This window comes from Solibacillus sp. FSL R5-0449, assembly GCF_037975215.1.
GTDB lineage: Bacteria > Bacillota > Bacilli > Bacillales_A > Planococcaceae > Solibacillus.
This window is the reverse complement of the sequence record NZ_CP150239.1, coordinates 504921-531577: the sequence shown is the minus strand read 5'-3', so window position 1 is coordinate 531577 and position 26657 is coordinate 504921. Positions and strand designations below refer to the sequence as shown.

23 protein-coding genes and 1 riboswitch are annotated in these 26657 nt (G+C 40.6%); of the genes, 6 read left to right on the top strand and 17 right to left on the bottom strand.

Features of this window, described 5'->3' with window-relative positions:
• Positions 1 to 31: 31 nt before the first annotated feature.
• From MKY27_RS02655 to MKY27_RS02595, 13 genes are all read right to left on the bottom strand, one after another.
• A complete protein-coding gene (locus MKY27_RS02655) occupies positions 32 to 667 on the bottom strand; it encodes a TetR/AcrR family transcriptional regulator (RefSeq protein ID WP_339197493.1) in 636 nt (211 codons plus the stop codon).
• A gap of 3 nt (positions 668 to 670) precedes the next feature.
• Positions 671 to 1807: an acyl-CoA dehydrogenase gene (locus MKY27_RS02650; protein ID WP_339175111.1), complete on the bottom strand. Its 1137-nt coding sequence runs from the start codon at positions 1805 to 1807 to the stop codon at positions 671 to 673.
• Between the two features lie 39 nt (positions 1808 to 1846).
• Positions 1847 to 2983: an acyl-CoA dehydrogenase gene (locus MKY27_RS02645; protein ID WP_339197490.1), complete on the bottom strand. Its 1137-nt coding sequence runs from the start codon at positions 2981 to 2983 to the stop codon at positions 1847 to 1849.
• Positions 2984 to 2992: 9 nt separating this feature from the next.
• Positions 2993 to 3847: a 3-hydroxybutyryl-CoA dehydrogenase gene (locus tag MKY27_RS02640; RefSeq protein ID WP_339175109.1), complete on the bottom strand. Its 855-nt coding sequence runs from the start codon at positions 3845 to 3847 to the stop codon at positions 2993 to 2995.
• A 13-nt stretch (positions 3848 to 3860) separates the two neighbouring features.
• Complete coding sequence (locus tag MKY27_RS02635) at positions 3861 to 5051, bottom strand: acetyl-CoA C-acetyltransferase (protein ID WP_339197489.1); 1191 nt, start codon at positions 5049 to 5051, stop codon at positions 3861 to 3863.
• Positions 5052 to 5350: 299 nt separating this feature from the next.
• On the bottom strand, positions 5351 to 7639 hold the full coding sequence (locus tag MKY27_RS02630) for a (Fe-S)-binding protein (RefSeq protein WP_339197487.1): 2289 nt from the start codon (positions 7637 to 7639) through the stop codon (positions 5351 to 5353).
• A gap of 196 nt (positions 7640 to 7835) precedes the next feature.
• The gene (locus MKY27_RS02625; protein ID WP_339197485.1) at positions 7836 to 8396 is read right to left on the bottom strand and encodes a cob(I)yrinic acid a,c-diamide adenosyltransferase; all 561 of its coding nucleotides are present in this window, start codon (positions 8394 to 8396) and stop codon (positions 7836 to 7838) included.
• 77 nt (positions 8397 to 8473) lie between these two features.
• Entirely contained in the window at positions 8474 to 9940 is a 1467-nt protein-coding gene (locus MKY27_RS02620) for an adenosylcobinamide amidohydrolase (RefSeq protein WP_339197484.1), read from the bottom strand.
• A complete protein-coding gene (locus tag MKY27_RS02615; RefSeq protein WP_339197482.1) occupies positions 9940 to 10938 on the bottom strand; it encodes an iron ABC transporter permease in 999 nt (332 codons plus the stop codon). Before MKY27_RS02615 ends, MKY27_RS02620 begins: the two co-directional genes overlap by 1 nt.
• Entirely contained in the window at positions 10931 to 11878 is a 948-nt protein-coding gene (locus MKY27_RS02610) for an ABC transporter substrate-binding protein (RefSeq protein ID WP_339197480.1), read from the bottom strand. Before MKY27_RS02610 ends, MKY27_RS02615 begins: the two co-directional genes overlap by 8 nt.
• Positions 11879 to 12017: 139 nt before the next feature.
• Positions 12018 to 12212, bottom strand: a riboswitch (cobalamin riboswitch).
• Positions 12213 to 12315: 103 nt separating this feature from the next.
• A complete protein-coding gene (locus MKY27_RS02605; protein ID WP_339197477.1) occupies positions 12316 to 13485 on the bottom strand; it encodes an acyl-CoA dehydrogenase family protein in 1170 nt (389 codons plus the stop codon).
• A gap of 318 nt (positions 13486 to 13803) precedes the next feature.
• A complete protein-coding gene (gene argS, locus MKY27_RS02600) occupies positions 13804 to 15471 on the bottom strand; it encodes an arginine--tRNA ligase (RefSeq protein WP_339175099.1) in 1668 nt (555 codons plus the stop codon).
• A gap of 2 nt (positions 15472 to 15473) precedes the next feature.
• Positions 15474 to 15911: a DUF1934 domain-containing protein gene (locus MKY27_RS02595; protein WP_339175097.1), complete on the bottom strand. Its 438-nt coding sequence runs from the start codon at positions 15909 to 15911 to the stop codon at positions 15474 to 15476.
• 194 nt (positions 15912 to 16105) lie between these two features.
• On the opposite strand from MKY27_RS02595, the gene MKY27_RS02590 reads away from it, so the two are divergent.
• From MKY27_RS02590 to MKY27_RS02575, 4 genes are all read left to right on the top strand, one after another.
• Positions 16106 to 16948, top strand: a complete 843-nt coding sequence (locus MKY27_RS02590) for a diguanylate cyclase (protein ID WP_339197475.1) — start codon at positions 16106 to 16108, stop codon at positions 16946 to 16948.
• Positions 16885 to 17184: a diguanylate cyclase gene (locus MKY27_RS02585; RefSeq protein ID WP_339199611.1), complete on the top strand. Its 300-nt coding sequence runs from the start codon at positions 16885 to 16887 to the stop codon at positions 17182 to 17184. Before MKY27_RS02590 ends, MKY27_RS02585 begins: the two co-directional genes overlap by 64 nt.
• A gap of 28 nt (positions 17185 to 17212) precedes the next feature.
• Positions 17213 to 18298, top strand: a complete 1086-nt coding sequence (locus MKY27_RS02580) for a diguanylate cyclase (protein ID WP_339197473.1) — start codon at positions 17213 to 17215, stop codon at positions 18296 to 18298.
• A 236-nt stretch (positions 18299 to 18534) separates the two neighbouring features.
• Positions 18535 to 19587, top strand: a complete 1053-nt coding sequence (locus MKY27_RS02575; protein ID WP_339197471.1) for an acyltransferase family protein — start codon at positions 18535 to 18537, stop codon at positions 19585 to 19587.
• Positions 19588 to 19849: 262 nt separating this feature from the next.
• On the opposite strand, the gene MKY27_RS02570 is transcribed toward MKY27_RS02575, so the two are convergent.
• Complete coding sequence (locus MKY27_RS02570; RefSeq protein WP_339197469.1) at positions 19850 to 20482, bottom strand: GDSL-type esterase/lipase family protein; 633 nt, start codon at positions 20480 to 20482, stop codon at positions 19850 to 19852.
• Between the two features lie 372 nt (positions 20483 to 20854).
• Positions 20855 to 21727 carry an agmatinase gene (speB, locus tag MKY27_RS02565; RefSeq protein WP_339197467.1) on the bottom strand — a complete coding sequence of 291 codons (873 nt, stop codon included), beginning with the start codon at positions 21725 to 21727 and terminating at the stop codon, positions 20855 to 20857.
• 327 nt (positions 21728 to 22054) lie between these two features.
• Between speB and MKY27_RS02560 the strand changes: the two genes are divergently transcribed.
• A complete protein-coding gene (locus MKY27_RS02560) occupies positions 22055 to 24112 on the top strand; it encodes a PBP1A family penicillin-binding protein (RefSeq protein ID WP_339197464.1) in 2058 nt (685 codons plus the stop codon).
• 307 nt (positions 24113 to 24419) lie between these two features.
• Here the strand turns inward: MKY27_RS02560 and MKY27_RS02555 are convergent, their stop codons facing one another.
• Entirely contained in the window at positions 24420 to 24932 is a 513-nt protein-coding gene (locus tag MKY27_RS02555; protein ID WP_339197461.1) for a YwhD family protein, read from the bottom strand.
• Positions 24933 to 24997: 65 nt separating this feature from the next.
• Here MKY27_RS02555 and MKY27_RS02550 point away from each other — a divergent pair, with 65 nt between their 5' ends.
• A complete protein-coding gene (locus MKY27_RS02550) occupies positions 24998 to 25183 on the top strand; it encodes a 2-hydroxymuconate tautomerase (RefSeq protein ID WP_079524602.1) in 186 nt (61 codons plus the stop codon).
• A gap of 146 nt (positions 25184 to 25329) precedes the next feature.
• On the opposite strand, the gene MKY27_RS02545 is transcribed toward MKY27_RS02550, so the two are convergent.
• Complete coding sequence (locus MKY27_RS02545; protein ID WP_339199609.1) at positions 25330 to 26631, bottom strand: HD domain-containing protein; 1302 nt, start codon at positions 26629 to 26631, stop codon at positions 25330 to 25332.
• Between the last annotated feature and the right edge of the window lie 26 nt (positions 26632 to 26657).

The window sequence follows — 26657 nt, the reverse complement described above, 5'->3', positions numbered from 1 at the left end:
AATAGTTGCTCTACATGGCGATTCTCCTTTCCTAATTTTCAAACTGCATAATGCCTTGTAAAAACATTGTCGTTTGCAAGTTTATATATTGATCGATCGTATATCGTTTTTGCAGTGCCCACTTACGGAATGCCCAACTTTGTCCTTGTACGACGATGTGGTTTGCCGCTAAATAGATTGCATCTTCAGACAGCGATAAATTGCCGGCCGCTACACAATCTTTTAATATGCGTTCAAAAATTGCGACCATTTCAAGTTCCTTATCGAGAATGTAATGCATCGCGGCTTTTGGCAATGACTTCGTTTCCTGGTACATAATCGTAAACTCTTCCGGCATTTGATCAATAAGCAAATAATATTGACGGATTGCCTGTTTCAAGCCTTCGATTGTACCCGTATCGGAAGGGAAGTCAGTTAGGCATTTCGTTACTTCATTGAAAATATTGTCACATACTAAAAATAAGACGTCTTCTTTCGTACGAATATATTCATATAGAGTCCCGATAGAAAAACCGGCCGCTTTTGCAAGTTCCCTTGTCGTTGCACGATGGAATCCTTTTTCTTTGAAAAGCTTCACACCGGCATCGATAATTTGCTGACGGCGTGCGATAATTTTATTTTCATCTTTTATTGACGATTGGACGTGCAGCTTATCATTTTTCGCCATAGGCTATTTCGTAATCATACGCGAAATTACGAGGCGTTGGATTTCTTGAGTACCTTCATAAATTTGCGTGATTTTTGCATCGCGCATATAACGCTCTACCGGGTAGTCCTTCGTATAGCCGTAGCCGCCGAATACTTGAACAGCTTCTGTCGTTACTTTCATCGCTGTATCACCTGCAAGCAGTTTTGCCATTGCCGATGCTTTTCCGTATGGTAAGTCGTTTGATTCCAACCATGCTGCCTGGTACGTCAATAAACGAGAAGCTTCGATTTCCGTTGCCATATCCGCCAACTTGAATGATACACCTTGGTTTGCTGTAATCGGCTTGCCGAATTGAACGCGCTCTTTTGCATAGTCAACTGCCGCATCCAATGCACCTTGTGCAATACCTACTGCTTGAGCTGCAATTCCGTTACGTCCGCCATCAAGTGTTTTCATAGCGATAATGAACCCTTGACCTTCTTCGCCTAGTACGTTTTCTTTCGGTACACGGCAGTTGTCAAAGATGATTTCTGTCGTTGGAGATGAACGAATTCCTAGTTTCTTCTCTTTTTTCCCTACAGAGAAACCTGGGTAGTCCGCTTCAACGATAAATGCAGTCGTACCATTTTTCGCTTCAGGGTCAGTTACAGCAAATACTACATAAATATCTGCTACCCCACCATTTGTGATGAAGATTTTCGAACCGTTTAAAATATAGTCGTCGCCGTCTTTTACGGCATATGTTTTCATTCCGCCTGCATCACTGCCTGAACCTGGCTCTGTTAAGCCGTAAGCTCCGATTTTTTTACCTTCTGCCATTGGACGAAGATATTTTTGCTTTTGTTCTTCGTTACCGAATTTAAAGATAGGCCAGCCTGCAAGTGATGTATGTGCTGACAGTGTTACCCCTGTTGATGCACAAACACGTGATAATTCCTCAACTGCGATACAGTATGCCAAGTAGTCAAAGCCTGCCCCGCCGTATTCTTCCGGCCAAGGAATCCCTGTTAAGCCAAGCTCAGCCATTTTATCGAAAATACCGCGGTCAAATTCTTCATGCTCATCGCGGTGCTCTGCTGTTGGTGCTACTTCATTGATTGCAAAATCGCGAATCATTTCGCGTAATTGTTGGTGTTCTTCTGATAATTGAAAGTTCATTTCCCCATGTCCCCTTTTTTATATAGTAGAAGGTGTACGTCACCCAATCACATGCTTACTAATAACGATGCGTTGGATTTCGCTTGTGCCTTCATAAATTTGCGTTACTTTTGCGTCGCGGAAATAGCGTTCTACCGGGTAGTCTTCGGTATAGCCGTAGCCTCCGAAAATTTGTACGGCTTCGATCGCTGTATCCATTGCTGTTTGAGACGCGAACAGTTTTGCCATTGAGGCCTCTTTTCCGCATGACAGCCCTTCATTGCGCATATTTGCTGCACGGTAAACGAGCAGTTTCGCGGCTTCGACCGCTGTTGCCATATCGGCAAGTTTAAAGCCGACCCCTTGCTGCTTGGCGATTGGTTTTCCGAACTGGATACGCTCTTTTGCATAAGCAGTCGCCGCTTCGAGTGCAGCTTCGGCAATGCCTAAACTTTGAGCTGCGATTCCGATTCGACCTACATCCAAGTTGGCCATGGCGATTTTAAAGCCTTCTCCTTCTTGCCCGAGCAGGTTTTCTGCAGGTACACGCATGTTTTCAAATGTTAGCTGAACCGTCCGTGAGCCGTGCAGTCCCATTTTCCGTTCGTCTTTTCCGATGATCAGACCCGGTGTACCTTTTTCTACGATAAATGCTGAAATTCCGCGTGAACCAGCTTCCGGATTTGTAGAAGCAAAAACGATATACACGTCAGCTTCCCCGCCATTTGTAATGAACACTTTTGCGCCGTCCAATACGTAGTGATCGCCGTCTCGTACTGCCTTTGTTTTCAGTGAACCTGCATCACTGCCTGCACTAGGCTCCGTTAAACAAAATGCTCCGATTGATTCTCCACTTGCCAGCTTTGGTACATATTTTTGCTTTTGGTCCTCATTGCCAAAATATAAAATCGGGTTTGTGCCGACAGAAGTATGGACTGACAAAATAACGCCCATTACCGCGCTTACTTTCGACAGCTCATGAATCGCGATAATATAAGAAGTAAAATCCATTTCCGACCCGCCGTACTCAGCAGGTGCCGTTATTCCCATCAGTCCAAGCTCACCCATCTTCGTCAGCAAATGCCTCGGGAACTCGCCCGCTTCCATCTGCTCGATAAATGGCTCAATTTCGGTTTTGGCAAAATCGCGGACCATGTTACGCATCATTAACTGCTCATCAGTAAATTGTAAATTCATAGAAGTCCCTCAGCTTTCGTATATGTAGAATCCTCGACCGCTCTTTTTGCCTAACCAGCCGGCTGCCACATATTTGCGTAATAACGGACATGGGCGATACTTACTGTCACCAAGTCCTTCGTGTAAAATTTCCATAATCGATAAGCATGTATCCAATCCGATAAAATCAGCCAATGTCAATGGCCCCATCGGATGATTCATCCCCATTTTCATCACATCGTCAATCGCTTCTTTCGTTGCAACCCCTTCATACAATGCATAAATCGCTTCATTGATCATCGGCAGTAAAATACGATTTGAGATAAAGCCCGGGAAGTCATTCACTTCCACACCTGTTTTCCCCAGTTGCTTTGTCATGTCTGCAACCGTTTCATATACTTCATCCGAAGTTGCTAAACCACGGATAATTTCCACAAGCTTCATGACCGGAACCGGATTCATAAAGTGCATACCAATTACTTGCTCCGGACGTTTTGTCACTGCCGCAATTTCAGTAATCGGTAAACTTGAAGTATTTGTCGCTAAAATCGCATGTTTCGGTGCAAGTTCATCAAGCTGCTTGAAAATCGACTGTTTAATGTCCATATTTTCGACAGCCGCTTCAATGATAATGTCCGCGCTTTTCGCATCTTCAATCGTCAATGATTTCGTAATACGAGCTAAAACAGCCGTTTTTTCTTCTTCTGTTTTACGACCCTTTTCAACATCACGTGCCAAGTTTTTCGTGATCGTATTTAAACCGCGTTCGAAAAACTCCTCTTTCATATCATTTAAAATGACATCGTAGCCTGCCTGTGCACAAACTTGCGCAATCCCGGAACCCATTTGTCCTGCTCCGATGACCATTACTTTTTGAATCGCCATTTATTTCATCCCCTTAGTTTGTAACTTCAATTAATACCGCATCTCCTTGACCGCCGCCTGAACAAATTGCCGCAATTCCTAAACCGCCCCCACGACGCTTCAGTTCATAAGCAAGTGTTAAAATAATGCGTGCACCACTTGCTCCAATCGGATGGCCTAATGCTACTGCTCCCCCGTTAACATTTACTTTACTCTCATCCAGTCCGCTAATTTGATTGCTTACTAGAGCAACCGCAGCGAACGCTTCATTGATTTCAATCAGATCAATGTCTGCCAATGTTTTACCTGACTTTTTAAGCAGCTCATTAATTACAAGTCCCGGTGTTTGCGGGAAATCTTCCGGTGCCACCCCAACTTCTGCATGCGCAAGAATTGTTGCGAGCGGTTGTCGGTTTTCCTGCTGTGCTTTTTCTTCACTCATTAGAACTAGTGCACATGCTCCGTCGTTTACCCCTGGCGCATTTCCGGCTGTAATTGTGCCGTCACTGCTGAACGCCGATTTTAATTTTGTTAGCGTTTCCAAAGTTGTTCCTACTCGTGGTGCTTCGTCTGTTTCAACACGAAGAGGGTCGCCTTTTCGCTGTGGAATTTCCACTGCTACGATTTCCTCTGCAAATTTCCCTGAGTCAATCGCTGCAAGTGCTTTTTCATGACTGCGAACTGCCCATGCATCCTGTTGTTCACGGGAAACCTCAAACTTGCTCGCTGTCTCATTGCCGTAAATGCCCATATGCACTTGTTTCGGATGGAAAGCACAAGACAAACCGTCATAAATCATGCCGTCTACTAAACTCGCATCTCCCATACGTAAACCAAATCTCCCTTTTGGCATATAGTACGGTGCGTTTGACATTGATTCCATTCCACCTGCCACAATCACTTCTTCGTCCCCTAATCGAATAAGCTGATCTGCAAGTGTTACACTGCGCATCCCTGAAGCACATACTTTGTTGATTGTTTCAGTTTTCACATTCCACGGAATTCCCGCTTTATTTGCAGCTTGTCGCGAAGGGATTTGCCCTTGCCCTGCCTGCAATACAGTTCCAATAATGACTTCGTTAACTGCATCCGCCTCTACATTCGCCTTTGCCAATGCTTCTTTGATTGCAATTCCGCCTAAATCACTCGCTGTTAATGAACTTAATGCGCCACCAAATTTTCCGAATGGTGTTCTTGCGCCGTCTAAAATGACTGTTCTTGACAATCCATACACCCCTTTGTTTGAATTAATCCGAATTTGCACTTCGCCATCCGTATTGTGAAGTTCTGCTTCAGGCTATTAATCTATTAGTATCGATCCCCATCACTTACTAATAAAAAATGCCGGATGCAGTCTGTAATTTATAATTCGACTGAACGCTCGCTCAATCAATGTTTAGAAAAAAATGAGAGTATTTACTACTCTCATTTCTTCGCTTACTTTCATTGTATTAAATCCTTTTTGAATTCGCAACAATTATTCAAATATACTGACTATAAATTTTATTCTCGTTAATTCGTTAATTACTTTTTTTGTTCATTATTTTCATTTTCAACCGGTGATTCGTCTGTTGCCACTTGCTGCTCTTCTGGTAGTGTTGAAGATTCAACAGCTGTTGCCTGTTTCTCAACTTCAGTTGCTTCTACAGGTGCTGCAACCGTTTCTTCTGCTACTTCTTCTTGCTCTTGTTGAACTTGTGCTTTTTCCGGTGTTCCGAATACCGCACGCTCTAAAATTTCCGCAATATCGTAAGTGCCGACTGTATCTTCCACTTCTTTTGCTTTCGTTCCATCCGAAAGCATTGTTAAACAGTAAGGACAGCCTGAAGAAATGACAGATGCCTGTGTTGCGATTGCCTGTTCAGTACGTGCAACGTTAATACGGTTTCCGACATGCTCTTCCATCCACATTAAACCACCACCGGCGCCACAGCACATACCGTCTTCGCGATTACGCGCCATTTCAACCAGCTTCACGCCTGCAATTCCTTTAAGAATTTCGCGTGGAGGATCGAATACATCATTATAGCGTCCTAAGTAACATGAATCATGGAACACGATTGTTTCATCCACACGGTGATCCATTGTTAAACGACCTTCCTGAATCAGATCGTACAGCAATTCTGTATGGTGAAGTACTTCACCGTTCCAGCCGAAATCCTGATACTCATTTTTGAAAATATTGTATGCGTGCGGGTCAATCGTTACAATTTTCGTCACACCATTTTTCTCAAACTCATCAATGTTGGCTGTTGCAAGCTCCTGGAACAGGAATTCATTACCTAAACGGCGTGGTGTATCCCCTGAGTTCTTCTCTTTGTTACCTAAAATGGCAAACTTCACGCCTGCTTTGTTCATTAGTTTAGCGAATGCCAATGCAATTTTTTGTGAGCGGTTATCAAACGATCCCATTGAACCGACCCAGAATAAATATTCCATTTCTTCGCCAGATTTTTTCAATTCTTTTACTGTTGGAACGTGAACTGTTTCATCAAGCTCTCTCCAGTTTTCTTTTTCTTTACGGTTTAAGCCCCATGGATTCCCTTGTCGTTCAATGTTTGTCATTGCACGTTGAGCATCCGGATTTACTTTACCTTCTGTCATCGTTAAATAACGACGTAAATCGATAATTTTATCAACATGTTCGTTCATTACCGGACATTGATCTTCACAGTTACGGCATGTTGTACAAGCCCAAATTTCTTCTTCTGTGATCACATCGCCGATTAATGACGGGCTGTAAATATCTTCAATTACTGCACCTTCAGCACCAGCAGCCATTGCCAGTTGGTTACCTTGTGTATTATTGAAGAATGAAAATGGCACCCAAGGCTTTTTCTTGAGCTCAACAGCACCAGTAAATGTTAGATGATCACGCAGTTTTACGATCAGGTCCATCGGTGACAGCATTTTCCCTGTACCTGTTGCCGGACACATATTCGTACAACGCCCACACTCTACGCAAGCATACAGATCAAGCATTTGCTTTTGCGTGAAATCATGGATTTTCCCGACTCCAAGCGGTGGCATACTTTCCTCATCTTCCGCTTCTTCCAATGCGGCAAAATCGATTGGGCGTAATGTACCAATACGATCTTGACGGTTGTAATAAACGTTGAAAATCGATGTAATTAAGTGGAAGTGCTTACCTTGCGGGATATAAACAAGGAATGCTAATAACGCCAGCAAGTGTGCCCACCACATAACGAAGAACATAACAGCAGCAATCGTCGGATTCATCCATTGGAATACCCAGGCAACTGCAGAAGCTACCGGCTCTGATCCTGTTAAACCGTGGTCGTGCCAAATTAAGTAAAAGCCATTTCCGAATAATGTAGCAAACATTAAAATAGCTAAGAACATATAAACTAAACCATTTTTAAAACCTTGCTTTAAACGTGCAAGTTTCTCCATATAACGACGGTAAAATGCAACCGCTACCGCGATTAAAATCGTTAATACTACAAGCTCCTGTGTAAAAGTAAATACCGGGTACAGACCACCTAACGGAAGATGTGATCCCGGTGCGAGCCCTTTCCAGATTAAATCGATAGCCCCAAACTGAACCATTAAAAATCCGTAGAAAAACAGAACGTGGACAAGTCCCATCTTCTTATCTTTTAATAGTTTTGACTGACCAAATACTTTCTCAACGATATCTTCTATACGTTCAGAAAACTTATGATTGAACTCTTCTTTACGACCCAATTGAATATAGTCATAACGTGTTTTTAATAAATATGCGAATAACCCCAGCGCATAAAGTAACACGGCGATGAATGCAATCCAGTTAATAATTAAAAATGTATTCATTGTTTTCCCCCCTGGAATACGAAGTTTTTACCCCTTTGTTTATCCAATTCACCCCGATAAACTATATGAATCTATAAACCCATTGTAGTTATGAATGAGCATTCAGTCAACAGATTTCGTCACTAATTCTGAAAATTAAATCAAAATAAAAAAATGCTAGTTAGACAATTTTATCGTCTTAACTAGCATTTTTCGTTTATTTGAACACGTCACCACTGCGAATGTATTCGACATCCTGGATCGATAATCGGTAGTTTACAACACGTGCTGCAGCAAATAAATAATCTGATAATCGGTTTAAATATTTCTGAACAACCGGTGAAACATCTTCAATTTCTTTCATTAAAGAAACTGTTTCACGTTCCGCGCGACGGGCAACCGTGCGGGCGATATGCAAAGTCGCAGCTGCCGGCGATCCGCCTGGTAAAATGAAACGTTTTAATGGCGGTGCCTCTTCGGAAAGTGCATCGATACGCTTTTCCAAAACAGCGATCGGTTCTTCCGTAAGTTTGTAATGACGTTCTTTCATGACATTTGCCAAGTCCCCGCCGCCATCAAACAATTCATGTTGAATCGCAGTTAAATCTTCAATCAGATCCTTGAACTTTTCCTGGTCCAATTCACTGACAGCTTTCCCGATAAATGAATTCAGCTCATCAATTGTCCCATATGCTTCAACGCGCAGATGGTCTTTATCAACACGTCCTCCAATAATACTTGTCTTCCCTGTATCGCCTGATTTTGTATATAATTTCATCAATCATCAACCTTTCGATTTAATATAATTTCTAGGCTTTTTGAAAATTCCCTTTAGACTTATTTCTTCAGCCAATTTTACTTATTATAATGCTGCTTATATTTTTTTATTGCTTCGATCGTTACTTCGAACACAGCCCGGCCGATCAGTTTGCCGATTTCGGTAATAGGTCCGGCATACGGCATTTCATCCCCTTGCTGGGTAGCGGCAATCAGTAGACTGTCGGTTGCGGTACTTGTTGCAATTGTATTTGTCACGGAATCTTTAATTTGCTGATCTGCCATTGCTTTCGTTTTGGCTTCAGTAGCCGTAATCATCGCCTGAATAAACGCTTCATCTGTCAGTTTACCATTAATGATGACCCATGTATTAATCGTACCGATATGCGGCTCATCTTCCCGTAAATATGTTTTCGTAACATCAACACTGTTACCTACCCCTGCCGTTACCATGACTAGAATTTCTACATTATTTTTCGAGAAATGCCGAATAACTGCGCAGCTTGTTTCCACTGCAGTCAGCATAACGACCGTGTTTGTTGGAGAAAATTTACGCTCTTTTAAAAATTGCTCCGTTTCCTCTTTCACATTATAAATATCGTATTCTGGATCAATGGAACGATTGAGTATTGTGTCATACCAGCCTATGCCGGCATTATGCACAGCAGAAGAGATTACTTTCAGCGGTGCCTGTGCCTGATATTCGATATAGTCTTCCGTTATTTGAAACTGGTCCATTTGGATTGTCGCTGCTTTTCGTTCCATTTCATTCGTTGGCAGCATCGTAATTTGCGGTTTCGGCAGCTCGGGGTGAGGATATGTTGCAATCCGTGCCTGATACACATCGGCAATCTGTTCTTGCAACACTACTTCATGCGGCTCGCCAAATGCCCGTACTTCACCATTTTCCAACAGCAGGAGTTCATCACAATAAAGCGAGGCCAGGTTAATATCATGGAAAATCGAGACAACCGTCAGCCCTTGCATCTCAACTTGCATACGAATCATATCAAGTATCTGCTTTTGATGGGCAATATCCAAATGGTTTGTCGGTTCATCCAGTAGAAGCAGCTCCGAATTTTGTGCAAGTGCCTGGGCGATAAATACCCGTTGCTGCTCGCCTCCCGATAAAAATTCCAAGTACTGATTTTTATACTGCGACACACCTGTACTTTCCATTGCCCGCTGGACTGTCTTTTCGTCCTCTTCGGTCCAGGAAGAAAAGAAACCGCTTTGGTGGGGGTAACGGCCTAATGAAACCGCATCATATACACTGTTTGTAAATGCACTTGCATTTAATTGAGGCAGAACGGCCATCTTTTTCGCCAATTGCTTGTTATCATAGCTTTTAAGCGGTTTTTCTTCGATGAAAATTTCACCTGTTTGAGGCTTCATTACACCGCTGATCATTTTTAGTAATGTCGATTTACCGCTGCCGTTCGGACCAAGAATCCCGAGAATTCTCCCTTTTTCCACGTGAAACGTCACATTTTTTATAATCGTTTTGCCGTCGTAACCACCAGATAAATTATTTACTTTTAACATTATGCAACAACCTTTCTACGTTGTTTGAAGAAAATATAAGCGAAGACAGGCGCGCCAATAAAGGAAGTAATAACACCAATCGGCAGTTCGATCGGAGCAATAATTGTACGCGATACTAGGTCACAAATGACGAGCAGGCTTGCACCGTTCAAAAACGACAATGTCAATAAATGTCGATGGTCTGCTCCAATCAGCAGTCGAATCATATGCGGTACGACTAACCCGACAAACCCGATTGTTCCGGATGCTGCAACTGCTGCTCCTGTTAAAATGGAACCGCCCGCCAAAATCATATATTTGCTGCGCTTCACATTTACACCTAAATACTGGGCACGCTCTTCTCCGTAAATCATCGCATTCAGTTCACGGCGAGTCAGCCAAATTAGCGCCGTACCGATCAACATAAACGGCAGCACCATCTGGACATATGGCCATCCCCGCATCGAAACACTGCCTAAAAGCCAGCCGATGATTTCCCGAAGCTGTTCACCAGTAAGTGCGACCATTAAGGAAATGCAGGAACCTAAAAATGAGCTGAAAATAATCCCCGTTAAAATCAGTGTTTCCATTTTCATCGAACGGTCAACTAATCTTGCAAACGTCAGGACAATGATCATCGTACACGCGGCTCCAGCCATACTGAATACAGGCAATGTAAAAACACCGAGCACTGGTATGGAAATCCCTAAAAAGATGGTCATAACCGCACCTACCGAGGCACCAGAGGAAATCCCCAATGTATACGGATCTGCCAAAGGGTTTTTAAGTAACCCTTGAAATGCGGCTCCGGCTATTGCTAATGATGCTCCGATTAATGCGGCTAAAATGACACGGGGCATTCGGATTTTCCACAAAATACTGTATGCAACCGGATCAGTCGTTTTATCCCAAAGTGTTGAAAACGGGATATTTACCGATCCGAATGAAATGCCGATCCATATACTGCTTAAAAGCAATCCAATCGATAGTACATAGGCGATTGAATATTTTTTATTCATTAAATACCTCTGGATAAATCGCCGCACCTATCGATTCAATGCCTTCAACAATACGAGGACCTTGTCGGCTTGTCGTATCGCCATCGACTAACTTCACATTGCCGTTTTTCACTGCATCCATTTCGGCATACGCATCATTTTTCTCGATTGCCGCCATATCGCTTTCATACGTAACTAAAATGACATCCGGATTGCTGTTTACAAATTGTTCAGAGCTGTACATCGGCCATCCTAGTTCCGGGACAGCATTTTCTACGTTTAACACGTCCAGCATTTCACTGATGAATGTCTCTTCACCTGCTGCATAAAGATCAGGGTCTGTTCCAACTACGATGAACACAGATTTTTCTTCCAGCTGTGCTACTTTCACTTCAATTTCTTCGATTCCTTCTTTAATGGAGGCAATCATTTCTTTTGCTTCTTGTTCTTTATTTGTCAGCTGCCCGATTTGTTCAATCGTTTCGTACGTTTCTTCAAATGTTTTTGCATCTTTTACAACATATACAGGAATACCTACTGATTCAAGCTGCGCAATTGCCTGTTCATTGAAGCTGTACATTCCGGATTCATGTGCTAAGACTAAATCCGGTTGCAGACCGATTATTTGTTCTAAATTGAACTCCATGCCGCCAACCGATTCTTTTGTCAATGCTTCTTCAGGATATGTATCATTGTCATTTACAGCGATAATTTCATCATTTAATCCTAAGCCGAATAAAATTTCTGTATTCGATGGTGTTAATGTAATGATGCGTTCCGGTGCTTTTTCAAGTGTAATTTCTTTGTCCAAAGCATCTGTTAACGTTACCGGGAATTGTGCTTTTTCTGTTACTTCCGCCATATCGTTTGCCGGTTGTTCATCTGTTGCTTTTTCCGAATTACATGCAGTCAATGTTAATGTCAGTAATGCTGCGGAAGAAAGCAGTTGCCATTTTTTCAAAATAAAAACCTCCTGAGATCTCGTTTTATAATTTTCTACAAAAATAAAAAGCTCCCTACTAGAAACGAAGGAAGCTTTACGCATGCAAATAAAATTCAACAAAAAGAATTTATCCGCCACATCCTATCCTCGTAGGTTTAATCTAGGGCATTATAAAGGCAGGTCTCCTGGCTTATGCATAAACGTTGAAGAGCGCCTTCCCGAAAGTTTTTCAGTGGCATATTGCTCTCAACTAGCAATTACAGTGGCGGGACCGCATCGGATTTGAACCGATTTCCCTTTTACTCCTTACTCAATTCATTATCGAGTAAGAACCTTTATCGTCCATATATAATTAATAGCTCTATTATAGCGGATATTCGAAAAAAAGTATGCTCATTCGCTAAAATTTCAGATAATTTATCTAAATTTGTAGAAATCACGAATAAAAGAACTGTTTATTTTCTCTCTTTCAAGTTTCTTTCAATTGCCGTTTCAGCTAAGCGTTTAATTGTAATATCATCCATTGGCGGATTGTGCAAACCTGCACGTACATCACGGTAATAGCGTTGAAGCGGGTTGGATCTTTGCAGGCTTTTCGCCCCAACTAGACGCATCGCCTTATCAACCACTTCGGTTGCTGTATTTGTCACTACATGTTTCGCAATATTGATTTCATTCACTAATGTCGCCTTTTTAATCGGATCATTATAAAGCCTTGCGACACCGTAAATTGTAAAGCGTGCTTTCGTCAACGCCAAATCCATTTCCCCAATCAGTGATTGCACATTTGGCAGCTGCGCAATTGTTCCTTGAATACTGTTCGGAGAGTGACTGTTCGCAAAGTCTACCGCGTAATCGCGTGCTGCCTGCGCAATCCCTAAATAAGTCGCCGGGATAAGCAGCAGCCAGCCGTTCAGCTTAAAGCCGGTTGAATAGTTCGGGATTTCCACCAAGTTTGTTTGATCAACACGTACATTATCGAGCACTAAATCATCGCTTCCCGTACCGCGCATTGATGCTACATCCCATGTATTTTCGACCGATACCCCTTCAGCCGTTTTCGGAACAAGGAAAAATCCTAACTGGCCTTCATCTTCAATCCATGCCGATACTAAAAAATAATCGAGATCTGGTGCACCGCTCGTATAGTTTTTACGTCCATTAATTACATAGGAATCACCATCTCGTTTTGCGGAAGTCCCCGGACGTCCTCCTCGCACAGGGCTTCCCATCGCAAACTCACTTACCGCACGATTAACTGTCGCGCCATTTGCGATCTGTTCGCCAAACCAGTCGAGCTTTTGTTTATCCCAGTAACGATTTTCAAAAATCTCGCCCACATTTTGAATTGTCCATGAAACAGCCAGCCCCGTGCTTCCGCAATAGCTCGCCAAAGTTTCCTGCAGTAGCAGCGCATCATACACTGTGAAGCCATCTCCGCCATATTCCTGTGGCAATGTTATTTTTGTATAGCCGATTTCTCTCAGCTTCCGGAAATTTTCAAATGGAAATGTCGCTTGTTCATCTGTTTGCCGAGCATGTTCTTTCACGCTCTCTGATATAGTTTCAAGCTTTTTCAGCCATTGTTGCTGCTTGTCGGTTTGTATAAATAGTTCCTTGCTCATGAAAAGCACCACCTCATATTTATTGTCCTGTATTGTAGAAGTTAAATTTAATAGTACGTTTCGTAAAATTACAAGTCAATAGATATCCCCAGTTCCTTTATAGGGATTAGATACAATTTACTGTTTTAGAAAATGAATGATTGGCGTTGGGAAAGTGGAAGGTTTGCGGTAGAAAGAAGAACATTTTTACAGCAATGTAGAATGTTACGATATTAAAGGAGAACTTTCACCCCCGCAAGTAGAACAAATTGCTCGTAAAGTGGAAATATCCCATTCAAAAAAGCACCCTATACGAAATAGAGTGCTTGAAATAGTATATTACATTTTTTCTGGTGCGCTTACGCCGATTAGTTTCAGTGCATTCGCTAATGTTGTTTTTACTGCTGTGATTAATGCTAAACGAGCTTCTGTCAGTTCTTTGTTATCCGGGTTCAATACTTTTTCTGCATTGTAGAAACTATGGAATGCAGCTGCCAAGTCTTGAATATAGTTTGCGATACGGTGTGGTGTGCGGTGTTTCGCTGCATCTGCCACGATTTGCGGGAATGCGCCTACTTTTTTAAGCACATCTTCTTCTTTTTCTGCTACTAACAAGTTCAGGTTTTCCAATGATGCTTCGAACCCTTGCTCGTTTGCAGCACGTAAAATTGATGAAATACGTGCATGTGCATACTGTGCGTAATAAACCGGGTTTTCGTTCGATTGTGATACCGCTAAGTCTAAATCGAAGTCCATATGTGAATCCCCTGCTGTTTTAACGAAGAAATAACGTACAGCATCCAAGCCTACTTCTTCCACTAATTCACGCATCGTTACAGCATTACCTGTACGTTTACTCATCTTAAATTTCTCGCCGTTTTTATAAAGCTGAACCATTTGGATAATATCTACTTCCAATGTACCGCGGTCATAGCCAAGTGCTTCGATCGCCGCTTTCATACGTGGAATATAGCCGTGGTGGTCAGCACCCCAAATATTGATCAGCTTATCAAAGCCACGACGTAGTTTATCTTCATGGTAAGCAATATCCGGAGTTAAATATGTGTAAGAACCATCGTTTTTAATTAATACGCGGTCTTTATCATCACCGAATGTTGTTGAACGGAACCAAGTCGCGCCTTCTTCATCGAATACATGACCATTTGCTTTTAATTTGTCTAACGCTACATCAATTTTGCCGTTTTCATATAAAGATGTTTCTGAATACCAAACATCAAATTCAACACGGAAGTTTTTAAGGTCATTTTGCAGTTTTGCCAATTCCAGTTTCAAGCCGTGCTCACGGAAAAATTTAAAGCGTTCTTCATCAGACTTATCCAAAATTGTAGCACCGAATTCTTCAGCCAGCTTACTTGCGATACCGATAATATCAGGACCGTGGTATCCGTCTTCCGGCATTTCCGCATCCATTCCTAATGCTTGCTTATAGCGTGCTTCCAAAGAATACGCCAAGTTATTGATTTGGTTACCGGCATCATTAATATAGTATTCACGTGATACGTCAAAACCAGCAAAATCCAATACATTACATAATGAATCACCTACAGATGCACCGCGCGCATGGCCTAAATGCAAGTCGCCAGTCGGGTTAGCTGAAACGAACTCGACCTGTACTTTTTCTCCTGCACCTGCAGTTGAACGACCATAGTTTTCACCTTGTTCAAAAGTCGCTGTAACAACACTTGCCAGGAAGTCTTTACGAACTGTAATATTCATGAAACCTGGTCCGGCAATTTCGATTTTTTCGATGTCTGTGCCTTCAGTCGTTAAATGCTCTAAAATCGATTCTGCAATTGCACGTGGCGGTTTCTTTGCCAGTTTAGTTAATTGCATCGCGATATTTGTTGCGAAGTCACCGTTTGCTTTATCTTTTGGTGTTTCTAAATGAATGTTGATTTCTGTGCCCGCTTCTACTAGGCCTGCTTGATCGATTGCCGCTTTTAACGCCGTTTTAATCGACTGCTGTAATTGTTCTACTGCGTTCATAGTTATACCTCCGTAAATTCAATGTCTAATTTGTAATGGCCAACAGAATTGCCACTTATGATAAGGTCATATTGCGTTTTAAATTGCCCTGACACTTTTTCGCTTTGTACTACTTCAATGGCTAACTGGTGTGTATCTGTAACAAGAGGTAATGAGCCGAATTGACTTTCATAATGTCCATTCTCGCGTAAATCCGGATTTAAAGGCAAACGCATATTCACTCCGCCTTTTCGCATAATAAACGAATTTGATTTATTAAGCTTGATCGTCGTTTGAATTTGCATATCCTCTTGAACTTCCTCATAGCGCAAATAATGACTGTTCCCTTTTTCTATACAACTGCCTTCAAGCCACATTTCATATTGTTCAAGCTCGCCCTCGGTTGGAATGATGGAGGAAACTAGTTTGATTTTGACTGTTTTCCCGCTCTCGTTCGCCATAGCAGTCAGCTCCTATACATATATTTCTATAACCTTTTTATTATAGGATAAGTAACTATCTTTAAGCAACAATGAACTTAACTTTGCGCTTACTCGTTCAATCAACTTGATTTGAACGATTTTTATTTGATTCCCCTATTTTTATAGTAATTTTCGTTCAAAACTGTAATGATTAGTGGATAAAGGAGCTTATTATGTTAATCGAAATATTATCTTACTTCTCTATATTATTTACGTTTACACTTTTAATTTATTGGCCATTTATCAACCATTTTAAACAAACGCCGTTCATCCATCGTACACGTCCTTATGTGATTGGAATAAAATTTGGTATAACCGGCCTTATATTGACATTCTCGGCTGTTCAGCTTACGAATGATTTCATGATGTACATTCAATATATTCCGGTGTTATACAGTGGCTTATTGGGCGGGGCATTTGCTATTTTAATCAGTGGTCTAATTATAGGAATCGGACTTTTTTTCCTTCCATATTTGGCGTTGGTACCGATGATTCTGAATATTAATTTCCTTGTTGTTGTTGTGACGTTATTCTTCGTCACAAGAAAATATGAAATGACGAATAAGAATATATTTTTATTTTTCTGGGCATGTTTTATCGAAACATTTGTCGCATTATTTCTTGGGCTTTGCTTCCAGACAAAAAGCTTTGAATACTTATTGCTCTACGGTATATTTACGATTTTTTCATTTTATTTCATCTATATTGTCATTCGCCAAATAAAGCGTGCCAATGATACGGTAAAACAGACGACTCATTTGAAAAGGATCGATTTTTTGACGCAGTTGCCGAACAATAATGAAAATGAAAAACATATACAATACTTGATAAAAAAGAAATCCCTTTTCAATTTATTGCTCGTGGACATTCGTGATTTTAAAACGCTTAATTTACAGTATGGTTTTTCTACAGGTGATCTTGTCATTAAACAACTTGCCCAACACTTGATGGAATATGCGAAAAAAATGAGGCTTATGTCGGCCGAATCGGCGGTGAGGAATTTCTTATCGTTTTAAAGGATGTACCTCCTGCTGTTGCAATTGTAGAGGCGAATAATTTAATTACTATGATTGCCCAACAGCCGTTCGAAGTATCCGCAGATTTATCCATACATATTTCCGTCACGGTAGGAATAAGTTCCTATCCACATAACGGACAAACATCTTCGGAGCTTCTTGAAAATTTAGTGATAGCAAAACAACAGGCAAAAACAAAACTATCTTCTTATTTCCATATAAATAATCTAAAATAATGGGTAATAATAATTACGAAGGTGGGTGATGCCATGTTTTTTTGAGCTGACAATCAACTTTTCGATTTTATTTTGCTTCACAATTCTAATTTTCTGGCCTTTCATTCAATATGAAGATAATCCTTTTATCCATAAATATAAGTCGATCATTGTTGGTGTGACTTTCGGGTTCGCTGCCTTTATCTTGACTGCATTGGCTACTCCGTATGCTCACGGCATGTTAATAAACAACCGGATTATTTTTGTGCTTTTCAGTGGTTTGCTTGGGGGACCTGTTGCCATTGTCATTACAGGCTTTTTCATTGCAATGAGTCGGTTTGTTTTATTGTACACAACAATATTATCATTCGTAATAATGCTGAATACTTTACTCGTGACATTAATTGCGTCCTTTATAGCGTTTAAACGTCCGATAACGTATCAAAATATCCCTATCTATTTTTTTATCATAACGATCGAACACCTCATCATTCTTATTATTTTTGACCGTTTTGCAGTAAATGGACTGTCTTATTTAATTCTTTATTTCATCGTTTCGGTTCTCACTTTTTATGCTGTCCGAAAAATCTTAATGCAGCTTGAAGATAAAAATAAACAAATTAAACAAATCTATGCATTAAGAAAAACGGATTTGCTCACACAGCTGCCGAATAATATAGCGATTGAGCAAAAATTATTTTCCTATGTAAACGCAAAAATACCTTTTGAGCTGCTTCATATTGATATTCGTCAGTTTCGTGAATTGAATTATATGTATCACTATAAAGCCGGCGATGAAGTGCTCGTACAAATTTCAAAAATGCTGAAAGACCAGCTGTCGGAAAATGCGCATATTGGGCGTATTGATAGTGATGAGTTTTACGTAGTACTGCCAGAAATGGCTCCTGCAGAAGCAATTACTTTAGCCTATTCAATTAATAAATCTGTACAGCAGCTCACTTTTGAAGACTACCCTTCCAATCAACTGACTCTTGCGATTGGCATTTGCTCCTATCCGCAAAATGGACAGACCGTCAAAGAACTTTACCGCTTATCAAATGAAGCTTTATTGAATGCAAAACAGCAGACAAATATTCAAATTTGCCATTATAACCAAATTAAGCATCGAAAATGAAATGGTGTGTTAAAAGTCAAAAGCTTATAACACACTGTTTTCTCCATTCAAAAACCTAATATTTCCTCTTTATAAAATGATTTGCATTTCTTCTATGATTTCAGAAACCACATGAACCCTTAATATCCGTGATTTACCTTTTATTTAACAATTACATATCTTTACTGTTACATTCCACTACTTACATGAAAGAAGGGTATATAATAACAGCATATTTTTTTTAGAGGTGTTTATTGATGAAAAAACGGATAACGTGGGTGGATATTACGAAAGGATTCTTAATGATCCTTGTCGTTATCGGACATTATCCAGGAGAGCTTGAATTTCCACTTGCGAAATATATTTACTGGTTCCATATGCCAGCATTTTTCATATTAAGCGGTTTATTCTTTAAGCCGGTTTTAGAAAAAAAGGATATAAAGCTGACGGTTTACAAACGGTTCATGCAATTAATTTTCCCTTACCTATTTTTCCTTACGAGTATTACACTGGTCCGTTATGGAATGGAGATTTCTTCAGGCAATTTAGATATACAATGGTATCTTAATGACTTATGGACAATTGCCGTGGGGGGGCGTTTTATTCGTGGAGCATATGGTGTTTTCTGGTTTGTAACGACATTGTTCTTCACATATTTATTATTCATGTGGTTGACGACCTACTTCAGCCGGATGAAACAGTTTATTGTTTTAGGACTCTTTTATGTTCTAGCACATTTTGAGAGTATCATCGCAATGGACGTTATTAGCGGCAAGCCATCCGAAGCGGCGCAATCGATTCCAATGATTTGGAACATCGATGTGGCACTGATGGCAATCGTCTATTTTGCAATCGGGTATTATTTTAAAGAATTGTGGATGGATGTTTCCAAAAGATTGTTGGGTACTGCCATGTTCGTGAGTGCGACAGCGGTATTACTCGAAAACTTCAATATTATCGAGTATCGACTGAGCATGAAGTTCTTACGTTATGACCATTTGATATTGGATTTAATCATTCCTATATCTTTTACAATTGTCTTAATAGGATGCTTCCAGTTGCTCGCGGAAAGACTGTCGCTCAACTGGCTGCAGAAAATAGAGACCCACTCGCTTACCATTATGTATCTGCATATTTTTGCGGATATTATTTTAAATGATTATTTCACTTACGGGCTGATCGGATACACATTGATTGGGATATTCATTCCTATCATGGTTTCAATTTTAATAAAAAAATGGATTCCGTACGGGACAATTTTGCTTGGCGGGTTTTCAATCAAGAAAAAAAGGAATCCAATATCGACGTAAAAAGAGGTTGGGACATAACCCAAAAATGCTATTTTTCTCTGAGAGAAAAATAGCATTTTTTTGCTGAGCGTTAAAATTGATTTCCATTCCGGGACGCTTTCCGCGGGCGTGGCCTGAGCCTGTAGTCTCAGGCGTCACGCTATTCCCCGCAGGAGTCGCCCTCCATTCCAATCAATTTTGCAATATATCCATTTCTTAATAAAGGCTTTCCTTTTATTTAGCAATAATTATACTTATGTCCCAGCCTCTTTTATTACCCCTTTTATTTCGAGCGAAGCTGATTGACCCAAACTTTATACCCTTTCCCATTTACATGGAGCCCGTCTTCTGTATATTGCTTATCCAGTTGTCCGTTTTTATCAACGAAACTTGAGTGCAGATCGATATACTCAATTCCTTTATCTTCTGCGATCCGTTGTAGAATAACATTAAACCGCTTCACTTGATCATTTGTCACTTCATTTCCGAACAACCCGTTATTCACAGGCAGAATTGATTGTATCGCGAGTTTTGTATCTTTTCCTTTAAACGAATCCACAATTTTCTCGACATTACGTTTATATACATCGTCTTCTGTTTTGTAGCGGAGATCATTGACACCGATCATTAAATAAGCCTCTTTTGGGTTGCGGTCCACCACTTCCTGAATCCGGTTTAATACCCCTCCTGTCCAATCATTCCGGATTCCTCGATTGAGTACAACTTCATTGGGAAAGTATTCCTGGAATTCTCCGTAATCGGTAATACTGTCACCAATAAACACTTTATCTGCATTACTAATGGATGAATTTTCAAAGACGCTTTTTTTCGTAAAGTAATAAGCAGAATCCGTTTTAGGAGAAGGCGTTGACTGCATTTTTGCTTTTACAAACTCAATTCCTCCGATATTTTTCAATACATAACCTCCTGTTCCTAATAGCACTACATTGAATAACAATGAAATAATTAATAAAATATTACCCTTTCCCAACATAAACACTCCTATTTCTAACTTGCCCCTTGATTCAAATCTATGTAATAGTCTCCGTTTATTTAAAGCGATGATGCTTCCTTATTAGGGCATGCTTCGAAATCCACAAATCGACCAATTCATTTGTCACAGCAGCATATTTTTCTTTACCCCATTAAATTTAAGCTGTAACATGGTGTATTTTCGAACTTATGTATTTATTTACCTCTACTACATCAAATAAAAAAGGCACTCAGTCGAGTACCTTTTCTTAAACATTAACGGATATCCCCTAATGTCTTACTATATTTAATCCTGCTACTTCACCCAGCCTAAAATCATTTCGCGAATTAATTTTGCAGCAGTATTTACTGTTATTTCTGAGTGATCATAAATTGGTGCAACTTCAACCAGGTCAAAGCCGACAACATTTACTTCAGAGCGTGCGATTTCATGAATTGATGCCAATAGTTCCTTCGGTGTAATACCGCCAGCATCGACAGTGCCTGTCCCAGGTGCATGTGCAGGATCCAATACATCAATGTCGATTGTTACATAGACATTGCGTCCTTTTAATTTAGGCAGCACTTGCTTTAACGGCTCGAATACTTCAAACAATGAAATATGCATACCGTTTTCTTTTGCCCATTGCAGCTCTTCTTTTAAGCCTGAACGAATTCCGAATGAATAAACATTTTCCGGTCCGATTGTATCCGCAATTTTACGAATTGGTGTGGCATGTGAGTACTGCTCTCCTTCGTAATCCGTACGTAAATCTGTATGTGCATCAAAGTGGATGATTGCTAAATCTTCGTACTTTTCATAGACTGCTTCCATTACCGGCAGTGATACTAAGTGCTCTCCGCCCATTCCTACAGGTACTTTATCGTCAGCCAGTACTTGTTGGACAAACGTCTTAATTTCTGCTAATGATTTTTCCGGATTACCGAATGGCAACGGAATATCCCCTGCATCAAAAAACGGTACATCTGCCAGCTCACGGTCCAAGTAAAAACTGTATTCCTCCAGACCAACTGATACTTCACGGATTCGGGCCGGACCAAAACGTTGACCAGGACGGTAGCTTACTGTCCAGTCCATTGGCATGCCATATAAAACAGCTTTACTTTCTTCATAGTTTTGGTGGCTTTTAATAAACATATTACCTGCGTAAGTTTCATCAAATCTCATTTACAGTCACCTATACCTTTCTCTATTTTAAATTAAATATTATAAATCGATTTCTTAATTTAGAATGCATAGCGATAGAAGAAGTTGCTCATACTAAATCTAACATATGAAACTTTTGTTTCGCTATTTTCGTATAATTAAGTGCAACTGACATAATTCGACATTATTGATTGCTTTAGTAATAGCTGCATATACGACTAAATTCGTAATACGCGCTACGAAAAAGTATAGTTGTTTTCATTAAAAGTGCAATAGAATTTTCATTACTTTTTGTAATTGTTCCGATTTATTTTGCGCTCTATTAAATAAGAAATGAGGTGGAAAAACTTGAAAAGACAGCAATATAAAAAACGAAAAAAACGGAAAAATTTCGTCAAAAAAATCGGACTCTTTATGATTGCCCTTTTATGTTTTTTCGCTGTTATGTTCCTTTCATTGCGTATATATGCACAAGTTGCCGGAGCACCGCCACTTACCGTTCCGAAAGCTTCCATTTTTTTAGATAGCAACCATAATCAGATTGGTGACTATTTTACAAAGGAGCGTCGTTATTGGACAGACCTTGATGAAATTTCACCTTACTTACTCGATGCTACTGTTGCGGTAGAGGATAAAGATTTCTTCGAGCATAGCGGTTTTGACTTTTCCCGGATTGCAGGTGCCGTATTGGCGGATATAAAAGCCGGAAGTAAAGTGCAAGGTGCCAGTACGCTGACACAGCAATATGCACGAAACCTTTATTTAACCCATGAGAAAACATGGAGCCGGAAATTAAACGAAGCCCTTTTTGCATATCGGTTGGAGTTATTTTACTCAAAAGAGGAAATTTTAGAAGGCTATTTAAATACAGTTTATTACGGACATGGCATGTACGGTGCCGAAGCAGCAAGCCGTTACTTCTACGGTAAATCCGCGAAGGACCTGACATTGGCTGAAGCTTCGATGCTTGCGGGCGTCCCAAAAGGACCGACGTATTATTCGCCGCTTAATAACTTGGAAAAGGCAACAAATCGCCAGCAAGTAATTTTACGGTTAATGAAAGATCAAGGGAAAATTACAGAGGATGAAAAAACTCGTGCCACTTCAGAACAGGTTGCCCTAAAAAGTGATGAATGGATTGCGACAAAATCAATTGCTCCCTATTTCCTGGATGTTGTCTGGGAAGAAGCAAGCGATATTTTAGAAGAGAAAAACCTGAGTATTAGCGAAGGTGGCTGGACGATTCAAACAACACTCAACCAGGCACATCAACGCGCAGCAGAAAATGCAATCAAGACGAATATGCCGAACAATGATTTACAAGTTGGTTTTGTTAGCATGGAAGCTGATACTGGCTTTGTAACAGCACTTGTCGGCGGGCGTGATTACGGTGTAAGTTCATTTAACCGTGTTGCATTAGGTAACCGTCAGCCGGGTTCTGCCATTAAGCCGATACTGTATGCGGCTGCACTGGAAAAGGACTTTAATCCAATGTCCTTCCTGGATGTGAGTGAAACAACCTTTACGTATGATAATGGACGAGCAACTTATACACCGCAAAACGTCAATAAAAAATATGCTGATCATGAGCTTTCGATGGCGCAGGCATTGGCGATTTCCGACAACATTTATGCGGTAAAAGCACTCGAAAACATCGGCTACCGGTCTTTCCGCGATGTTCAGAAACGTTTCGGGCTCAACTATTCCGAAAAAGATGTACCGTCCATTGCACTCGGAACTGCAGAAAACTCGCTGTATGATTTAACAAACGCCTACAATATCATTGCTGCAGGCGGAGAAAAACGACAGCCGACAACTGTATTATCCATTACCGATGCCAAAGGAAAAGTCGTTTACAAATATAAGCCACCTGAAAAAGAACAAGTCATTTCCAAACAGGATGCATTCATTCTAACGCAAATGATGACAGGTATGTTCGACCCTGTATTCAGTGATTATTCTCCGGCAACCGGATTATCATTGCGTGCACGTATGAGTCACACATATGCAGCCAAATCAGGAACGACAAACAGTGACCAATGGATGATTGGCTTCACACCAAGCTTAACAGCAGGTGTATGGAATGGCTATGACCAAGGTAAAACACTATCTGTCCAGGCAGATATGGCCGCATCCAAGCAAGTATGGATTGATTTCATGGAAACAGCACTTGATGGTAAGGCGAATGAAACATTCACAATGCCAAGTGGTGTAGAACCAGTAACTGTCGACATCCGTACAGGTAAACTGGCTCACGAGTCATGTTCTACCCAGCGCGTTGTTTATATGAAAACCGAAGATGTACCAAAAGAATCTTGTGCATCATTTGATCTGTTCAATCAGGATTCATGGGGCAATTTCTTTGAATCATTACCGTTTGAAGCATTACGTAACTTCTGGGAATAAATTTAATTAAAAAAGCTCTTTCGTATCCGGTTCAAGTCCGTGACACGAAAGAGCTTTTTTATTGTGGTCATGAAAGGTTGAGAACCATGGGGCATTCGGCTTGGGAAAGTTCAAATGCCGCATACTGCTCAACCTGTTTCATATCCCACATGTCCTAGCCTACTATTTCGCAAGCTTTAAATTCAGTTTACTTTCTTTTAGAACCAGTTTCAACCACGGATTTTTGTAGTTTTTGAAATGTCACATATTGTTCACTGAATTGTGTAATATTTCTTATAAAATATAGATTCCGTTAAAGAACCCAGTATTATGCTAAATCCTGTCTTAATTTTTCTTCACTGTTGTTCCACATTTCTTCATTGTGGCTTTTCAGGAAGTCGGCCAATATTTTCTTTGAAGCTTCATCCATATGGTCGACAATAATGTGGCGCTTCATCGATTTATCCATTTTGTTCACATGGTCTGCCAAAATTTTATAGCCACGGCGTTTCTCACGGTTTACGACCATTTCACATGCCGTTACACCGGCAAAATAGGCACCGGATTCTTTATGGTCAATTGTTACCCAAACAAGCCAGTAATCTTTTCCGCCTGCTGAGTCTTCACGGTTCATCGTAAACTTAATGCCGCGCTCTACTTCACTTTTCGCATGCATTGCTCCGATATCGACAACTGCTGTTCCTTCCGCGACATCGACAATGACCGGCGAAACGTTTTCCAATGAAAGTGAACCAATACCGAATCCTTTATGCCCATCGGTAGGATCATTTTTTATTATCGTAAAACCTATTTTTGGTTTCGATTTTTCTTCATTTGCCATTGTAAATCCCTCCAAATACGCTAATATAAATACTATACACTATATTTTAACTAGGAGGCGACTATATGCCAATCGTTACAATTAAAATGGTTGAAGGCCGTACAGATGAACAAAAACGTGCACTCGTTGAAGAAGTGACACAAGCTGTTTCTAAAACAGTAGACGCACCAGTAGAAAATGTATCAATCATTATTGAAGAAATGTCTAAAAACCACTTTGCAAAAGGTGGCGTACGCTACAGCGACCAGTAATGGTTGGGCAGCGCTGAATTTCAGTTACTAAATAAATACGAAACACCTCACTTTTCTCCAGGGATAAGTGAGGTGTTTTTTTGAAGTTGATGCTGTAATTAATCGGAGTTTTCCCGCCTATTTCCCCAAGGGGTCTCCTGCTCATATTAAATTTCATCAATCAGCTGCTTAATTTCGTTGCGCAATTCGACTGGAATCCGCTCGTCTGTAAATAGCTCTTCGGGATAATACACTTTATGGTCCACTTTGATGCGACCGGCAATTGCTTCAACGATTTGGCTTTCCTCCGATAGTTCACGCTGCTTTCCGTCCTGCATTAGCAGATAAATCGGCTTTTTCGTCCCTTCAATGCCCGGACGGTAAAAGTCATACGGTAAATCTGATGTGGAATCATGCACCAAATAATATTCCGGATTGATGCCCGCCTGTAAAAATAAACGTTGCAGCTCTGCATATACTTCCGGCTGCTTGTAAGGATTCAAATTCGTATATTGGAACAGTTTCCGGTTGACGAATCTCTTACATAAATCCCGTAAAATCTCATCGTCCTCTTCCATCCAAAACTGGAAATAAGCCATCATGATATTTTCATCAAGTGCAATATAGTCTTCCAATGTGATATTCCCTTTGAAAAAAGATATAAAAGGTGTCGGCTCGATTTTAAATGGATAATCATTTTTGCACAGCACTTTCACACGTTTTAAAATATGGTTCAGCACGACTTCCGCGCTTCTCGATACCGGGTGGAAATATATTTGCAAATACATTTGGTAGCGACTCATGATGTAGTGCTCGACTGCATGCATTCCGCTTTCTTTTATTACGACGCCATTATCGCGCGGACGCATAACACGCATGATGCGTTCCATATCAAAATGACCGTAGCTGACACCTGTATAATACGCATCGCGCTGCAGATAATCCATACGGTCAGCATCGATCTGACTGGAAATCAGGCTAACAACCAATTCATTTGGATACGTTTTTTCAATTACTTGCGCCACTTTTTCAGGAAAGTCATCTGCCACTCGGCGGAGTACGGTATTTACCTCTGTATTCCCAAGCAGAATCTGGCGTGTAAAATATTCATGATCTGTTTCAAATACATTTTCAAACGCATGCGAGAACGGTCCATGCCCCAAATCATGCAGTAATGCGGCACATAATACGAGTAACCGCTCGGAATCATCCCATTCTTTTCTTCCTTTAAAAACATCATCCACAATACGACGGACAATTTCATAAACTCCTAATGAGTGATTGAATCGGCTATGTTCAGCTCCGTGGAACACTAAATACGTCGTACCAAGCTGCTTGATACGGCGCAGTCTTTGAAATTCTCTTGTTTTGACCAAATCCCAAATGACTTGATCCCGAACGTGAATATAGCGATGGACAGGGTCTTTAAAAACTTTTTCCTCTTGCAGTTTTGTTTTTGCATATGTCATCACATAGCCCACCTCCTTATCTCTTA

Excerpts from the sequence above, each read along its gene's own strand:
- MKY27_RS02655 (WP_339197493.1), bottom strand. The coding sequence starts at position 667 with ATGGCGAAAAATGATAAGCTGCACGTCCAATCGTCAATAAAAGATGAA.
- MKY27_RS02650 (WP_339175111.1), bottom strand. The coding sequence starts at position 1,807 with ATGAACTTTCAATTATCAGAAGAACACCAACAATTACGCGAAATGATT.
- MKY27_RS02645 (WP_339197490.1), bottom strand. The coding sequence starts at position 2,983 with ATGAATTTACAATTTACTGATGAGCAGTTAATGATGCGTAACATGGTC.
- MKY27_RS02640 (WP_339175109.1), bottom strand. The coding sequence starts at position 3,847 with ATGGCGATTCAAAAAGTAATGGTCATCGGAGCAGGACAAATGGGTTCC.
- MKY27_RS02630 (WP_339197487.1), bottom strand. The coding sequence starts at position 7,639 with ATGAATACATTTTTAATTATTAACTGGATTGCATTCATCGCCGTGTTA.
- MKY27_RS02625 (WP_339197485.1), bottom strand. The coding sequence starts at position 8,396 with ATGAAATTATATACAAAATCAGGCGATACAGGGAAGACAAGTATTATT.
- MKY27_RS02620 (WP_339197484.1), bottom strand. The coding sequence starts at position 9,940 with ATGTTAAAAGTAAATAATTTATCTGGTGGTTACGACGGCAAAACGATT.
- MKY27_RS02615 (WP_339197482.1), bottom strand. The coding sequence starts at position 10,938 with ATGAATAAAAAATATTCAATCGCCTATGTACTATCGATTGGATTGCTT.
- MKY27_RS02605 (WP_339197477.1), bottom strand. The coding sequence starts at position 13,485 with ATGAGCAAGGAACTATTTATACAAACCGACAAGCAGCAACAATGGCTG.
- argS (WP_339175099.1), bottom strand. The coding sequence starts at position 15,471 with ATGAACGCAGTAGAACAATTACAGCAGTCGATTAAAACGGCGTTAAAA.
- MKY27_RS02595 (WP_339175097.1), bottom strand. The coding sequence starts at position 15,911 with ATGGCGAACGAGAGCGGGAAAACAGTCAAAATCAAACTAGTTTCCTCC.
- MKY27_RS02590 (WP_339197475.1), top strand. The coding sequence starts at position 16,106 with ATGTTAATCGAAATATTATCTTACTTCTCTATATTATTTACGTTTACA.
- MKY27_RS02580 (WP_339197473.1), top strand. The coding sequence starts at position 17,213 with ATGCCATGTTTTTTTGAGCTGACAATCAACTTTTCGATTTTATTTTGC.
- MKY27_RS02575 (WP_339197471.1), top strand. The coding sequence starts at position 18,535 with ATGAAAAAACGGATAACGTGGGTGGATATTACGAAAGGATTCTTAATG.
- speB (WP_339197467.1), bottom strand. The coding sequence starts at position 21,727 with ATGAGATTTGATGAAACTTACGCAGGTAATATGTTTATTAAAAGCCAC.
- MKY27_RS02555 (WP_339197461.1), bottom strand. The coding sequence starts at position 24,932 with ATGGCAAATGAAGAAAAATCGAAACCAAAAATAGGTTTTACGATAATA.
- MKY27_RS02550 (WP_079524602.1), top strand. The coding sequence starts at position 24,998 with ATGCCAATCGTTACAATTAAAATGGTTGAAGGCCGTACAGATGAACAA.
- MKY27_RS02545 (WP_339199609.1), bottom strand. The coding sequence starts at position 26,631 with ATGACATATGCAAAAACAAAACTGCAAGAGGAAAAAGTTTTTAAAGAC.